Here is a 15,943-nt window from a genome sequence, read left to right on the forward strand (position 1 = left end):
GGAATTGCTTTTCCTTTTCCATCACCTCGAATGCCATTCGTCGGCGCGACGCAATAAGTAGCTTGCAATTATATAGCGCGCTATTTATATTGGCGGCATGGCGACCAAAACCCCCACCCGTTCCCCCAAGGCCAGCGCCGACGCGCTGCTGAAGCTGGACAACCAGTTGTGCTTCACCCTGTATTCGGCCTCGCTGGCCATGAACAAGGTGTACCGCAAGCTGCTGGCCCCGCTGGGCCTGACCTATCCGCAGTACCTGGTCATGCTGGTGCTGTGGGAACGCGACGAGTTGACGGTGTCGGAGATCGGCGAGCGCCTGTTCCTGGACTCGGCCACGTTGACCCCTTTGCTCAAGCGTTTGGAAGTTTCCGGCTTGCTGACCCGTACCCGCTCCGCCGACGACGAACGCCAGGTGGTGATCGCACTCAGCCGCAGCGGCAAGGCACTCAAGGCCCGGGCGGTAGAGGTTCCGGAGGGCGTGTTCTGCGCCGCCGCGCTGGGCGTCGATCAGCTTGGACAGATCAAGTCGCGCCTGGAATCGCTGCGCGGCAATCTGATCGCGAGCACGCAGGCCGACTGATACGGACAACCCAATGAAGTCTCTTCGATAAATATATAGCGCGCTATATAATAGCGCATTATACAAACCGGCAGCGGCCACCGGTCCTTTCCAGGCCGCCCCTCACCACTCAGGAGTTACCCATGTCCATCGAAAAAGTCCTCTACCGCGCCACCGCTACCGCCACCGGCGGCCGTGACGGCCGTGCCGTCTCCTCCGACAACGTGCTGGACGTCAAACTGACCACCCCGCGCGAACTGGGCGGCGCCGGCGGCGACGGCACCAACCCCGAGCAACTGTTCGCCGCAGGTTATTCGGCCTGCTTCATCGGCGCGCTTAAATTCGTCGCCGGCCGCGAGAAGATCGCACTGCCCGCCGATGTGTCCATCGAAGGCAATGTCGGCATCGGCCAGATTCCCAATGGCTTCGGCATTGAAGTCGAACTGAAGATCTCGTTGCCCGGTCTGCCGCGCGAGCAAGCCGAATCACTGGTCCAGATGGCCCATGTGGTGTGCCCGTACTCGAACGCCACCCGCGGCAATATCGATGTGACGCTGACGCTGGTGTGACAACGTGGCGATGGCCTTGCTGGCTGTCGCTGCCAGCGGACGCCACGCGGTTCGACCGCGTGGCGCGCTGCTAAACTGGCCCGATGACCGAATTCATTCCTCCAGGCACCCGCTTCCATTCCCTGCCCTCGCCGTTTTCCATGAAGCGCGGCGGCGAGTTGCACGGCGCGCGGGTGGCCTACGAAACCTGGGGCGAACTGAACGCAGCACGCGACAACGCCGTGCTGATCGTCACCGGCCTGTCGCCCGATGCCCATGCCGCCCGCAATGCCGGCAATCCCGAAGCCGGCTGGTGGGAACCGATGATCGGGCCGGGCAAGCCCATCGATACCGACCGCTGGTTCGTGGTGTGCGTGAATTCGCTGGGCAGCTGCAAGGGCTCCACCGGTCCGGCTTCGACCGATCCGGCGACCGGCCGCCTGTACCGTCTGGATTTCCCGGAACTGTCGGTAGAAGACGGCGCCGATGCCGCACGCGAAGTGGTGCGGGGTCTGGGCATCGAAAGGTTGGCCTGCCTGATCGGCAATTCCATGGGCGGCATGACCGCGCTGGCGTTCCTGCTGCGCCACCCCGGCTTGGCGCGCACCCATATCAATATTTCCGGCAGCGCGCAGGCGCTCCCGTTTTCCATCGCCATCCGTTCGCTGCAGCGCGAGGCGATCCGGCTGGACCCGAAGTGGAACAACGGCGACTACGACGACGCCTCGTATCCGGAATCCGGCATGCGCATGGCACGCAAACTGGGCGTCATCACTTACCGTTCGGCGCTGGAATGGGACGGCCGCTTCGGCCGGGTGCGGTTGGAATCGGACCATCCCGACGAAGAGCCCTTCGGCCTGGAGTTCCAGGTGGAGAGTTACCTGGAAGGCCACGCACGCCGCTTCGTCCGCCGTTTCGACCCCAACTGCTACCTCTACCTCAGCCGCTCGATGGACTGGTTCGACCTGGCCGAAGTCGCTGGGGGCGACGTGCTGCAGGGACTGGCGCGGATCAAGGTGGAAAAAGCGCTGGCCATCGGCGCGGCCACCGACATCCTGTTTCCCCTGCAGCAACAGCAGCAGATCGCGGAAGGCCTGCGCCTGGGCGGGGCCGATGCGCAGTTCCAGCCGCTTGAATCGCCGCAGGGGCATGACGCGTTCCTGGTGGATATCGAGCGCTTCGGGCCGGCCGTACAAGGCTTTCTGGACTCCCTGTAGCCCAAACACGTGGGAGCGGCCTCCGGCCGCGAGCTCTTTCCCGGGATATCCAGGCAAAAAGAGCTCGCGGCCGGAGGCCGCTCCCACGTCGTTCTGCTTCCGGCGGACCGTAGCGGCTAAAATGGCCGCACACTTCCGCCGGATCCACGCCATGACCCTCGACTTCCCCGGCCACGACAAACTGATCGCCTCGCTGGACGCAGCTGTCGCGCTGGGCGACGACCGCGCCATTACCGATGCCCTGCGCAAGACCTTGTGCGAAATGATCTGCGACCAGGACGTGGCCCTGCCCGAATGCGTGCTGGAGCCCATCGCCGACCACTACGCGCGCCGCGAGCTCTACACCAGTCCCGAACACGGCTACAGCGTGGTGGCGATGACCTGGGGCCCCGGCCAGGGCACCAAGATCCACGACCATTCCGGCATGTGGTGCGTGGAAGGCGTTTGGAAAGGCCGTCTGGAAATCACCCAGTACGAACTGGCCGAGCGCGACGACGACCGCTACCGCTTCGTCGCCGCCGGCACCATCGAGGCCGGCACCGGTTCGGCGGGCAGCCTGATTCCGCCGCACGAGTACCACACCATCCGCAACCCCAGCGACAAGGCCATCGCGGTGTCACTGCATGTCTACCAGCGCACCATGGTCCGCTGCGGCGTGTTCTCGCCGACCGGCGAAGATGCGGAATGGCAGAGCCGCGGCGAGCGCCTGCTGGGCACCGACCAGATCGTGCCGAACTGATCGCAGGGCCGCTTAGACTCGGCCCTGGCTAAAAACGGGTCGTCGAAATAGTCCGTCAAAATTAGGTGTCGTCATCCCAGCGAAAGCTGGGATCCATTTTGACGTTAGCTTTGGATGGCCGACGGTTACTCAGGGCAAGATCAAAATGGATCCCAGCTTTCGCTGGGATGACGATCCTTGGGTCTCAGTACCGCGATGACGACCTGTAACCTCAGTGCCCCCCATCCGCACTTATCTTGTCCAGATCGATACCCTGCGAGCGCAGGATGCCCACCGTGAGCAGCGCATAGATAGCCAGGTAGGCGAAGCAGGCCACACCGACGATGTAGCTCATCTGCATGCCGATGCTGTCCGCGGCCATGCCCTGGATCCAGCTGACGATGCCGCCGCCCATGATCATCATGATCAGCAGGCTGCTGCCTTGATTGGTATGTTTGCCCAGGCCGGTGATCGACAGGGCGAAAATGCAGGGCCACATGGTGCTGCAGAACAGGCCGACGCTGATGAAGGCGACCGCGCTGGCCTTGCCGGTGGTGAACATGCCGATCAGCAACGCGGCGATACCGCAGATCGCGAAATACAGCAGCATGCGCGCCGGGCTTCCGCGGCTGGCCAGCGTGGCCAGGATCATCAAGGCGATGACGAATACATAGCCCAGGAACTGCGACACTTCGTGCTTGGCTATCGCATTGACCGCCAGGAACACGCCGAAGGCCAGGAACGGCAGGATCAGGGTCAGCAGGCGCTTGGCGCTGGCGCCGACATTGAAGGCACCGGCGGCGCCGGTCCAGCGGCCTATCATCAGGCTGGCCCAGTACAGCGACACATAAGGCGCTACCGAGGAAGTGGAAATACCCATGCTTTCCTGCAGATACGCCGGCAGGTTGGCCACGGTGGAAACCTCCACCCCCACGTACACGAAGATCGCCAGCATGCCCAGCACCAGCTGCGGGTAGCCGAATGCCGAGGATTTATGCAGCAGCTTGCTGTTGTCCTGGGCTTCGGATTCGGTGACCTGATCCAGGTCGATGCGGTCCGGCACCGAGGAGAACTTCAGGAACACCGCCACCAGGATGAAGGCCAGGCCCAGCACTAGGTAAGGCGTCTTCACGCTTTCGATGCTGGCTTCGGTGCCGCCGGCGGCGACGCTGCCGAAGATCGCCACGCTGACCAGCAGCGGCCCGATGGTGGTGCCGAAGTTGTTGACGCCGCCGGCCATGGTCAGGCGCTGCGAACCGGTGTGCGGGTCGCCCATGACGATCGCCAGGGGATTGGCGGCGATCTGCTGCAGCGAGAAGCCCAGGCCGACGATGAACAAGCCTGCGAGCATCAGGTTGAACGAGCCCAGGTTGGCGGCCGGGTAGAACAGCAGGGTGCCGACGGCCGAAATCACCAGACCCAGGGCGATGCCATTCTTGTAGCCGATCCGGTTCAGGACGTCGCCGCCAACGAACATCGACACCAGGAAATAGATAATCGATCCGACCGTATAGGCCACATAGAACGCCACCGAAACCAGCTGGCTCTGCGCGTGGGTCAGGCCGAAGGCGGTCTTGAACACCGGGATCAGGATGTCGTTGCTGGCCGCGACGAATCCCCAGAAGAAAAATACCGTGATGAGTACGCCGAACTGCGACCAGCGGGTCTGTTGTGTGGCCATGTTGTTGTTTTCTTCCCGGGAGGTTTGGGGTGTCGGTCGGAGACGGCGTGAGAACCAGTGCACCGCGGCGCACCCGGCCCTGACCCGACGCGCAATACTAGGCGATGCTGGAGTTCCGTTGCCGGCCGCCATGCACGGCACTAGCTGACAGCGCTGTCAAGATACCCAATCCTCCCTGGAATGCATCCCGCGGTGCAGCATCCTGGCCAGCGCCGGACCCGCCCTTCCCCACCCAACAAGGCCGCCACCATTGGGCAATCGCCACGCACTCCGCTATACTTCGCGGCCGCGCCGAAGTGGCGGAATGGTAGACGCAGCGGACTCAAAATCCGCCGCCCTTAAAAGCGTGTGGGTTCGAGTCCCACCTTCGGCACCAAGAAAAGGCTTAGCCGCGAGGCTAGGCCTTTTTGTTTGGAGCGGTTCTGGTTGCAGTCTTGCAAAGACTTAAGGAGTGCGTTTCCCTCTTAACCACAAACGGCCCTGTCCTGGAAACAAGTTTCATTCTTTACAGAATGCACTCTCTTCGCTATCGAATGGAGCGACCTGCCCGCGATGAGGCGATGGCATTGCGGATTGCGTTTGAGATGAAGGGGCGTTACTTGCGATAGCACTGTCGATTTTGCTGGAACACCAGTGCCTGCGGTCTAACGTGACTCTTCTCACTAAATACTGAAAACTTTAAATCGTCTTGCGCCGGTCGGTCCTTTGAGCCATCGTGAGGCCTCAAAATCAGGGGACAAGTCATGCAGGGAAGCATTGCGGCGCCAGAAGAAGTTCTTACGATCACAGAAGGATTCGACTCAACACGATCAAGGAGAATGCGTTTCGCATTTGCCTTGACGGCACGCCGTTATGTGACGACGGTTTTCTTGGCATTTCTTTTGATAATTTCAGGCGCTGCCGACGCGCAAACATGTGTCGTTGCAGGTCCGGGAAGCTGGCCTCCTGGCAGATTTGGCGATAGTCCTGGCACGGCCATCTCGGCATGTGAGGCAGCAGGCGCTGCCGTTCCTTTCTACAACCCGAGCAATGCATTTTCTCGAACGAAACAGTTCATAGGGTGTGTGTGGAACACCGATCATTTCACCTTGTTGTATAAGGACGTCGGTGTAGACCCCGGAACCGGCATTTGTGGAGCGGGCAACGGCCAAGAGCTCACATGGGGGCCGCTTTTCTATACAACGTCTGATTGCGTTGATTGTACTGCCCCGGAGAAAAATCTAGGGTCGCCAAGCTGTGATTCAAATGCAGGCTGCGGCAATCCCATAAACGTCAGTGTCGGCAATAAATATCAACGCACCGATGATGTTTTTCTGTCGTCTCTTCTCAGTTTCTCCCGGCACTACAACAGCGGTAGCGGAGCGTCTGGCTCCTCCCTTGGCCCGCATTGGACCCATACTTACTCGCGAGATCTGCATTCAATCAAGGATCTAAGTGGGAACATCAGGTATGTCGTCTCGTCCCGACCTTCCGGTGAAAAGGTCACGTTCAAAGAGACTGCAGGCGTATGGAGCACGGACACCGATACGCCGATTACCCTGATCAAGAACGTCGGATCTTCGGGGGAGTTGCTGGGTTGGACCTACACCTTCCGCGACAAACAACAGGTAGAGGAATACGACAGCCTGGGTCGTCTGATAAAGATAACCGGACGCAACGAAGATCAGGTGACGCTCACCTATAACAACGGAGTAGTACAAGGCAATTCCAACGACTACCTCTTGACCAAAGCACAAGACCACCTGGGTCGATATCTGGATTCTTCATACAGTTCCACCGGGCTGCTGGAATCCATTACCGAGTCCAACGGGAATACTTTCCTGTACACGTACGATGCAAGCGGCCGACTGGCCACTGCCGGTTACCCCGGCGGCACCGTGCAGCAATATCACTACAACGAGTCTGCGAATACGGGAGGCACCGACCTTCCCTTCGCCCTGACCGGAATAACGGACGAAAGCGCCGGTCGCTACGCGACCTTCAAGTATCAGGCCGATGGTCGAGCGGTATCGACCGAACATGCCGGTGCCACCAACAAATTCTCTGTGCAGTACAACTCAGACGGGTCGGCGGATGTGATCGGGCCGGGTGGCGCGACTCAGGTGCGGTCTTTCGCAGTTTTGAAAGGCGTCAAGAAGGCCACGTCGATAGTGGAGCAATGCACGGGTTGTATGACGCGTACATCGCTATTTTCTTTCGATAGCAATGGGCGATGGAACGTGGCGACGGATGCCGCGGGCGCTACGACCGACTATGACTACAACACACGCGGCTTGCTTACGCAGAAAGTGGACGCGGCAAATTCTTCCACGACCAAGCGGAAGACGCAGACCGACTGGCATGTTGATTTTCCTTCACCCGTCGAGCGCCGCACCTATAACTCCGCCAACACATTGGTCGCCAAATCCACTTACACCTACAACACCCGCGGCCAGGCCCTGACCGCTTCACAGATCGATCCGGTGTCTGGCGTTGTACGCACCACCACGACGACCTATTGCGAGTCCTCGGACATCACCACCGGCACCTGCCCACTGGTCGGCTTGGTCACCTCGGTCAACGGCCCGCGCACCGACGTAGGCGACACCACCACCTACACCTATCGCATGGCCGACGAGGCCAGTTGCGCCACTGCGCCGACCAACTGCCCCTACCGCAAGGGCGACCTGTGGAAAGTCACCAACGCGCTGGGCCAGATCACCGAGACGTTGGCCTTTGATGGCGCCGGCCGTGTGCTGTCGGTCAAGGACGCCAACGGCGTCATCACCGACATGACCTATCACCCGCGCGGCTGGCTCACGGCCCGCAAGGTGCGCGGGGCCAATGCGGCGGTCGAGACCGACGACGCCATCACCGCCATCGAGTACTGGCCGACCGGTCTGGTCAAGAAGGTGATCCAGCCCGATGGCGCCTTTACTTCGTATGCCTACGATGCCGCCCACCGGCTGACCGATATCGCCGACAACGCCGGCAATACGATCCACTACACCCTGGACAACGCCGGCAACCGCACCCAGGAAGACACCAAGGACCCGGGCAACGTGCTCAAGCGCACCCTGTCGCGGGTGTACAACCAGCTGGGCCAGTTGCAGACCCAGGCCGATGCGCAGGCCAACCCCACCGACTTCACCTATGACGCCAACGGCAACACCGACACGGTGACCGATGCCCTGGACCGGGTCACCAATAACGACTACGACCCGCTGAACCGTCTCAGCCGCACCTTGCAGGATGTGGGCGGCATCAATGCCCAGACCCAGTTCCAGTACGACGCCCAGGACAACCTGACCCAGGTCACCGATCCCAAGGGCCTGAATACCACCTACGCCTACAACGGCCTGGGCGATCTGACCCAGTTGGTTAGTCCGGACACCGGCACTACCGCCTATACCTATGACAGTGCCGGCAATCGCGCCACCCAGACCGATGCGCGGGGCCAGACTTCGACCTACAGCTACGATGTGTTGAACCGGCTGACCGGCATCGCCTACGCCACCACCGCTCTCAACGTGGGCTATACCTACGACACTCCCGAAGCGGTTTGCCAGAGTGGGGAAACCTTCTCCACCGGCCGCCTGACCCAGCTCACCGATGCCAGCGGCACTACCCAGTACTGCTATGACCGCTTCGGGAATCTGGTGCGCAAGGTGCAGACCACCAACGGCGTGGCCCTCACCGTGCGCTATGCCTATACCCTGGCCGGGCAACTGAGCAGCGTGACCTACCCCGATGGCGCCGTGGCGACCTACACCCGCGATGCCCAGGGCCGCACCACCCAGGTCAATGTGCAGCGGGCGGGCGCCGCCAGTGAAGTGCTGTTGAATCAGGCCAGCTATCACCCCTTCGGCCCGGTCGCCGGCTGGACCTACGGCAACGGTCGGCAGCTGCTGCGTCCGCTCAACCAGAACTACCAGCCAACCGCTATCCATGACGCAAGCACGGGCGGCCTGTCGGTCGGCTTCCAATACGACCCGGTCGGCAACCTCACGCAACTGACCCCGGCGGCCAGCGCCACCCCGCTGGTGAAGTTCGACTACGACGCCTTGAGCCGGCTCACCAAGTTCAAGGATGGCCCCACCGACGTGGCTATCGAGAGCTACGCCTACGATGCCACCGGCAACCGCCAGAGCTTCACCAACAGCGCTGGCACCCAGGCCTATAGCTATCCCTCGACCAACCACCGCCTCAGCCAGGTCGGCACCACGGCCCGCAGTTACGACAACGCCGGCAACACCACCGCTATCGGCGGCATCGCCAAGGAGTTCGTGTACGACGACACCGGAAGAATGGCCCAGGTCAAACAGAACGCGATCGTGCAGCGCAACTACGCCTACAACGGCAAGGGCGAGCAGGTACGCGAGTACGCCGGCACGGCTAACACCTACACGCTCTACGATGAAGCCGGCCACTGGCTGGGCGACTACGACAACACCGGGGCGGCGCTACAACAAGCGATCTGGCTGGATGATCTGCCGGTGGGCCTGATCGCCAACGGCAACCAGCTGCACTATATCGAACCCGATCATCTGGGCACCCCGCGGGTGGTCATCGAGGTGGCCCGCAATGTGCCGGTGTGGACATGGGATCTGAAGAGCGAGGCCTTCGGCAACAGCGTGCCGGCTCAGGATCCGGATGGGGATGCCACTCCACTCGTGTTCGATATGCGGTTTCCGGGACAGCGGTTCGATGCCGCGACCGGCTTGAATCAGAACGGCGCGAGAGACTACGACATGGGTGGCGGGCGCTACGTGCAATCCGATCCAATTGGGCTTAATGGTGGAATCAGCACATACGCCTATGCATTAAATAGCCCGCTTACGTGGATTGACCCGGAAGGAACACAAATGAGAGGTGCCGTAAATCCGACGACCACATTACCGCCAGGAACAACTGGCGCCTACAATCCAGTCGACCCCAACAATGTGAGCGGCGAGGTCCTCCCGCCAAGCTCGATAGACTGGCCCGAAGCATCGGCGCCGGAAGTCAGTGCTGACGGACTGCTCGAAACGCTGTTCAAGATGTCGCCCCTCAATGCCATCAGTCAGATAGAGCAAGCAATTAGTAACAAGCTTAATAACGTGTGTGAGAGTTCAGAAGAACGAGAGAAAAATTGCCAAGCGTTAAAAGACAGTATCTTGAGTACTTGCGCGTCTCTGACAGGAAGAAAAAAATTCAAATGCTTCGAGGCGGCCAACAAATCTTACAGACAATGCATGGGGTATGAATGATGAGCACCGATGGCAGCAGGATAATCGCGGAGAGGAAATTAACCTTCTCGCAGAACGGTGAAAATGTCAGGCACGAGCTGACAGTCCAGGTTTACCTTCCCGTAGAAGTAAATTCTAGCGATGTAAATTTCGACGTCAGTCCGGGAACAGCTAGTTGCCGAGTTGAATTCAATGGCCTGAACGAGCCTCCATATATAGCTCATGGTGCGGACAGACTCCAGGCACTGGAGTTTGCCGTGAATATCGACCCCATTCTTCGCAGCATGAAGAACAAGTACCGCTTTTACTTTGCTACTGGCGAAGACTATTTTGATGAAAGCTGAGAAGGACTCGCAGGATGGGTTGAGCGCAGCGGACTTATCATTGCTTGGCTGCCGCGCGGCACCTATGCTCCTTTATCTGTGGCGTCATTCGCGGCCATGAAAGCGCCAATCCTGCTAAGCAAGATAGAAGCGGCATTCAAGGCACGGCGTCGGCCAGAATCCGTCGTTCGACCAACAAAGGGGCCAGAGTAAATATCCGTTTGAAACGTATATTTACTCTGGCCCCTTTTTTAAAGCCGGCCACTGGCTGGGCGACTACGACAACACCGGCGCGGCGCTACAGCAGGCGATCTGGCTGGACGATCTGCCGGTCGGCCTGATCGCCAACGGCAACCAGCTGCATTACCTCGAACCCGATCACCTGGGCACCCCGCGCGTAGTCATCGAAGTGGCGCGCAATGTGCCGGTGTGGACGTGGGACCTGAAGAGCGAGGCGTTCGGCAATAGTGTGCCGAATCAGGATCCGGATGGGGATGCCACTCCGCTGGTGTTCGATATGCGGTTGCCGGGGCAGCGATTCGACGACGCCACTGGCATGAACCAGAACTACTTTAGGGACTATGACTCTGGTACCGGACGTTATGTGCAGAGTGATCCGATCGGCTTCAGTGGCGGCCATTCTACTTACGCGTATGTAGGCGGAAATCCCATCTCCTACCTTGATTCATTGGGGTTACTGCGATTCCGTCCCTGGGTTCAGAAGAAGTATCCAAGCACAGTAGCCTATTTGAATCTTATGAAGGACAGGATGACGCAAAGGAAATATGACGGGTTCGCGCGCTTCGGAAACATTGGTAGAAAGCATTTGGATGAATTATTAGACCCATGTAGAGGCCCATTAGTCACTCCCGCTAACATGAGGCATGATGACGGGAACTACACTGCGGGTGCTGGCGAAATAATGGTGCATGAAGTCTTTTTCCAAAGATATGAATCAGGCGACCGGAGTCCGGAGCTATTGATGCGCTTGAATTACACGGCTGAGCATGAACTAGTACATTTCACCGAGTATTTTTGGAATCACGAAAGATCACGGGTCGAAGAAGGCTGGTATTATGAGAAATATGTGTATGGCACAAAGATTCCACTACTCAACTAAACGTTTTACACTACTGTTATTCGCATTAGTCTCGCTGTCCCAAGGCGGTTGCGCACGCAACCCGCAGGCAGCAGAAAAAGTCGCGACATGCAGCCTAGCTCATATCGATATATTGCAGGCTATTCACGATGATATCGAAATAAGAAGCTATGCAGCTGCGCACTTTGAATCGTCTCATACCCCTTTTCTGTGGGATCGAATGTCTTCCAAAATGGAAGCGTGCGGAATTACAAAAGGTAGCGTAAAAATTGTGCGCTCTTCGTCGGATTTTGATCGAAGCCGTGAATTCATCATTGTTGAGAAGATGTACTTCGACGACGATGCAGCTTTCGTGGAGGTCGGCCTCCCACCTACGGGGAAAAACGGAGATGTATTCCTTAGAAAGCGAGATGGAAAGTGGGTGATCGTAGACAAGTTGTTGTGGGAAAGCTGATGCAGCAGCCCTGCAGGATGGGTTGAACACAGCGATACTGGCAACAAAGGGGCCAGAGTAAATATCCGTTTGAAACGGATATTTACTCTGGCCCCTTTTGTTCGGCCCCTTTTGTTCGGCCCCTTTTGTTCGGCCCCTTTTGTTCGGCCCCTTTTGTTCGGCCCCTTTTGTTCGCCTTTTGTTCTCAGGCCCCTTTTGTTCTCAATGCGAGCCGACAAGCAATTGTGTTGTTCAGCCCGAAGTGGACAAAAATGCGTGAATAAAGAGCTGACGATCGGCAGATATTTAGGGAGATTCAACCCCTTAAATGAGTGATAGGTATCGCCTTCGGTTAAACAGGGTTAGGCGTCACGGCCCAACCCTTTCGTTCTTTACGCAGGACCTGGTGTCCGCGTTCAACTTCCTGGTGACTGCGAGCGAAGGAGTGCGGGGTCTAACGCAAGCAGTAATTGCTCCTTCGTCAACCGAACATGATCGGAAGGCGAAATTGGATCGTAGATTTTCCGGTCGGCCTTTCCTTTCTTTCTTAGGACGGCAAACATGTTTGATCCGGGAAACGACCCGGCAGCGCTACGTTCTTCGTCAAAAATTGCAACCCTGTCTATGAACTCGGTATCTTCCGAATCCGCAGAAAAGTTGAATCCGAACCTCCGCTCAACGAATGGCATGACTACTGCGCCGAACGTTAGGAATAAATCGAAATCGAATCTTTTCAGCAAAGACTCGACAACGTCCTGCGCACGCACGCCCTCATTCGAATAAGCGGAATGATCCACGGATTCGTACTGGGATTTTATACGACCATCTGATCTATCGATCTTCTTGTCTTCTGCCAATTCCCGCCAAAAGACTTGAACATCTTCAGCGACCGACGGCCACAGAACATGGCCGTTGCGACCAATCACGTCGCTCGATAAAAGCAATCCATCCTCCAACAACGACTTTTCGAGCACTTCGCAAAACTGTTCGAGCGCATCGACATGGTGAAAAAACTGATTGACGATGATTGCGTCGTATCCGGACTCGGAAACATAACTCGTGCAATCGGCCACAATGAAGTTCAGCTTCCCTTCAACACCACTATTCGCTGCGTTCGACTTCCCGATCTCCAACAAACCGGAATTGATATCAATGCAATCGATGCGGGAGTCGATCCCGGCATCGAGCAAGCGGCGGGCCAGTCTTGCCTCGAGTTCACAGGCGCCACAACCAAAACTTGCGAGCTTCAGACCATTGCTGCGTGCGGGCGCCGCAAACGATCGGACAATCTCCGTGAAGTAAAGGTCTTCCGGTGAACTGGCACCCAGCTTCTCAAATTTTGGCTTTATGAATTTGGTAGCCCAGTAGATGAAGATCGGAGGCAGAGTATCGGTCTGATGGGCCGGCGTGAAACTGAATGCTGCTTTTTCCGCCCATAGAATCAGATGCTTGGCCATCCGGGCAGGCAGTAGGGAACGGACAACAACAATCGCGCGCTTGAACACGGACCTATTCTTGTAAACATAAGCCCGGACGCGCCCCGGGACCAACTGCAGTAAGAACACACCAGGATCCTTTCCAACCCGCATGCAACCATTGTACCGGGTATGCGCCTGCTTCCGTCATCTTGACCGAACCGGATGCGCGGCACCTGACTCGCCATGCAGCGACATCGAGCTCGAACCCGGCGAGGCCGAAAGCCCGCCGCACCCGCACCGCACGGCAATGCGAACTTCGCGCCGTAAGCAACGATGCCCCGGAGGAATCTCGCCGGCCCACCCGGGAGGCGGTACGGAGTCCAAGCCTTCGGAAAACCGGACCATTCAGGCCGCATGTTTTTCGAACCTTGATCACAACCAAGCGGAAACGCTTACCGTAGCCTTGCCAACGTCTGAACACGCCAAGTGCTCGGGCTAAGCCGCTTCGTCAGTAAGCGCGCAGTTATGGAAGCAACTTTGGAATCCAGCTAGTTAAAGGAGAATAACAGTGAATTTGTTAAGGATGTTACTGATAGCGACCAGCTCTCTTGTGATCTATTGCGGTTCGGCCTCACATGCTTCTGCGCAGACTGTAACCATTGGGAACCAGTGCTCTAGACCCGGAGTGTTCGACGACAACCTGTGCACCGTGCTGTACCACGTCAAGGACAATCCGGCGAACAACAAGGTGTGCCTATGGCGAGTAGACGATAACTCCCTGATCTCTTGTGAAGGGAGAACCCGCTTTGGGGGCGGATTCGACTACGTCCCCACTACCGGCGCGACGCTGGAGTTTCGCAGGCATAGCGCATGGCCCGGCAGCGACCCTCTGATAAATACCAATCCAGGAGCCGTGCGGGCCGCCGGTACGTTGCTCAAAAACCAGTTTGTGACCAGTCGGTTCAGAGCCTCCCCTACCGGTGCGTGCGACACGGTTGTATTGCCTGGCCAGAGCATTCAGGGCGCACTCAACACGCTCCTGGGTACCGTATGCCTTTCCGCCGGGAACCATGTGGTGACTAGCCAAGTTACCGTTTATTCGAATCAAACCCTGAGAAGCGAGAGCGCCGGGAGCTTGGCCGTCATCAAGCCTGAAACCGGAGGCGGCCACGTGCTGGTTGTCCCGTCCCAAGCTAACGTGACCATCAAAGACCTGGTTATCGATGGACAAGACCCGGTTCGGCCAGGCTTCGGCATTTTATCGACGGGCTCATCCAACGTCCTCATCGAGAATGTGCAGATCAACCGTGCAACCATCGGCGTAGGCGTTTCTCAGGGATCATCAAACATCGAGCTCAGGTCTTCGCAGATCAATTACGCAGGAGATGGACTGGCGTGCGATGGTTGTGCGAGCCCGTCCGTCTGGATTACGGATAGTTCGGATGTGCGTGTTGCAAAGACTCTCTTGAAGAATCTCGGTGTTGGCCCACAGGGAGATGGTGAACTGGCTTGCTACAACACACCGGGGCTGGTCGTTACAAACACTACAGTGGAGGGCTCGGGCGCCGCGGGCATGTACATTGTGAACTGCGACTACGCGGTGGTAACAGGAAACGATATCCTCGGTGCACGCGAGTGGGGTTTGGATATCGTCAACACCGGCTATACCACTGGTAGCGACTACGGCTTGTACTCTTGGAACTTGATTCAGAATAGCCGAAACGGAGGCGGGGTCATCAAAGACTCGAAACAGGCCACTTTCCAAAGCAACACTTACACCAACAACAGACAAGGTGGTTCAGGATCGTGTAATGGCATCAACCGGAGGGGCAACACGGATGGCTATTACTACATCAATGACGTTTCTACTCCGTGGCCTGTCGTATGCAATGATTGACAGATAGCTTGCGGGTGCAAGGTTTCCTGATTCCAAAGACAACGCCTCTACCCGGGGCGTTGTCTGTTTCTTGACTTTATTTCATCACCAAATTGGCTTTGGAGATCAGGCTCATATTTTCTCGGCGCCTGTGCTTCCAGGCGTCATGGCGCCCGCACGCATGCGTTCCGGTAAGCCGAGCCACTATGGCTTACGTTGGCACTGGTTGAAGACGCGTCACGCTTGGGCGACGCAACAGACAGGTGCCGTTGTGGTACCGGGACAGAGTCGACACTTGAAGTGCCAGTTCGGCATCCAGGCGATATGGCGTGCCGTCGCGTTAGCCTCTCGGTAGAACCTTCCAGCAGTGCAGCGCCGAGGAATCCGTGCTACGGCGCGTCGGTTCGGACCATTGCATTACCGCGCGATGAAAACGAGCTGGCGCCGACGCCACCAAGATGCAGGACACCGCATTTTTCGCAGGCTGCGCGGCAAGCACGAGTCAAGGCTGATCAAGTTTCTGCTCGGGCGGAACTAACCTTCACTCACTGCGCCGTCCGGCTCATCCGTCGGACCGCTGGTGACGGCACCACAATCCGGATTGGAGCAACGATCTGTGGCTCGCTTCGCCAACGTGACGATGACGGCTTGCCTGAATCGATCTTCGGCAGCCATGGATACGAGTTTCCCGGCTACGCAGAACGAAAGCCAAGCACTCGAGCAACAGAAAACGTTTTCAGCAGCAGAAAGCGGTAGCGCTATCCAGAAAAGCGGAAATTCCGTTCATTCTGTAAGTGATGGCACGAATGCGCCGCCGCCCTTTATCTTTGCTAGATTGAGCTCGCGGCAACCAGCCACGACAAA

General features: G+C 58.0%; 10 protein-coding genes, 1 tRNA gene and 2 pseudogenes. 11 read left to right on the top strand and 2 right to left on the bottom strand.

What is annotated here, in order from left to right:
- Nucleotides 1–97 precede the first annotated feature (97 nt).
- The 4 genes from BLR66_RS04330 (at nt 98) to BLR66_RS04345 (ending at nt 3,063) form a co-directional block, all read left to right on the top strand.
- Entirely contained in the window at nt 98–580 is a 483-nt protein-coding gene (locus BLR66_RS04330; RefSeq protein WP_093280374.1) for a MarR family winged helix-turn-helix transcriptional regulator, read from the top strand.
- A gap of 122 nt (nt 581–702) precedes the next feature.
- Entirely contained in the window at nt 703–1,128 is a 426-nt protein-coding gene (locus BLR66_RS04335) for an organic hydroperoxide resistance protein (protein WP_093280375.1), read from the top strand.
- Between the two features lie 83 nt (nt 1,129–1,211).
- Nucleotides 1,212–2,324: a homoserine O-acetyltransferase MetX gene (locus tag BLR66_RS04340; RefSeq protein ID WP_093280376.1), complete on the top strand. Its 1,113-nt coding sequence runs from the start codon at nt 1,212–1,214 to the stop codon at nt 2,322–2,324.
- A 151-nt stretch (nt 2,325–2,475) separates the two neighbouring features.
- Nucleotides 2,476–3,063 carry a cysteine dioxygenase family protein gene (locus tag BLR66_RS04345; protein ID WP_093280377.1) on the top strand — a complete coding sequence of 196 codons (588 nt, stop codon included), beginning with the start codon at nt 2,476–2,478 and terminating at the stop codon, nt 3,061–3,063.
- A 211-nt stretch (nt 3,064–3,274) separates the two neighbouring features.
- On the opposite strand, the gene BLR66_RS04350 is transcribed toward BLR66_RS04345, so the two are convergent.
- Nucleotides 3,275–4,855, bottom strand: a complete 1,581-nt coding sequence (locus BLR66_RS04350) for an MFS transporter (protein ID WP_343123912.1) — start codon at nt 4,853–4,855, stop codon at nt 3,275–3,277.
- Nucleotides 4,856–5,013: 158 nt separating this feature from the next.
- On the opposite strand from BLR66_RS04350, the gene BLR66_RS04355 reads away from it, so the two are divergent.
- From BLR66_RS04355 to BLR66_RS18800, 6 genes and pseudogenes are all read left to right on the top strand, one after another.
- Nucleotides 5,014–5,099 (top strand) — tRNA-Leu (locus tag BLR66_RS04355).
- Between the two features lie 1,192 nt (nt 5,100–6,291).
- Nucleotides 6,292–9,951: an RHS repeat domain-containing protein gene (locus tag BLR66_RS04360; RefSeq protein ID WP_176943753.1), complete on the top strand. Its 3,660-nt coding sequence runs from the start codon at nt 6,292–6,294 to the stop codon at nt 9,949–9,951.
- Nucleotides 9,951–10,274: a hypothetical protein gene (locus BLR66_RS04365; protein ID WP_143014542.1), complete on the top strand. Its 324-nt coding sequence runs from the start codon at nt 9,951–9,953 to the stop codon at nt 10,272–10,274. Before BLR66_RS04360 ends, BLR66_RS04365 begins: the two co-directional genes overlap by 1 nt.
- A gap of 232 nt (nt 10,275–10,506) precedes the next feature.
- Nucleotides 10,507–10,956: pseudogene (locus tag BLR66_RS19380) on the top strand (RHS repeat-associated core domain-containing protein); the annotation flags it as partial.
- Between the two features lie 75 nt (nt 10,957–11,031).
- Nucleotides 11,032–11,373 (top strand): annotated as a pseudogene (locus tag BLR66_RS19500) (hypothetical protein); the annotation flags it as partial.
- Entirely contained in the window at nt 11,345–11,806 is a 462-nt protein-coding gene (locus BLR66_RS18800) for a hypothetical protein (protein WP_143014543.1), read from the top strand. The pseudogene BLR66_RS19500 and the gene BLR66_RS18800, both read left to right, overlap by 29 nt.
- 395 nt (nt 11,807–12,201) lie before the next feature.
- Here BLR66_RS18800 and BLR66_RS04380 read toward each other — a convergent pair whose 3' ends face one another.
- The gene (locus BLR66_RS04380; protein ID WP_176943754.1) at nt 12,202–13,290 is read right to left on the bottom strand and encodes a class I SAM-dependent methyltransferase; all 1,089 of its coding nucleotides are present in this window, start codon (nt 13,288–13,290) and stop codon (nt 12,202–12,204) included.
- A gap of 598 nt (nt 13,291–13,888) precedes the next feature.
- Between BLR66_RS04380 and BLR66_RS04385 the strand changes: the two genes are divergently transcribed.
- Entirely contained in the window at nt 13,889–15,100 is a 1,212-nt protein-coding gene (locus BLR66_RS04385; protein ID WP_093280384.1) for a right-handed parallel beta-helix repeat-containing protein, read from the top strand.
- Nucleotides 15,101–15,943 lie beyond the last annotated feature (843 nt).

This window comes from Pseudoxanthomonas sp. CF125 (assembly GCF_900104085.1).
In the GTDB taxonomy this organism is placed as follows: domain Bacteria; phylum Pseudomonadota; class Gammaproteobacteria; order Xanthomonadales; family Xanthomonadaceae; genus Pseudoxanthomonas_A.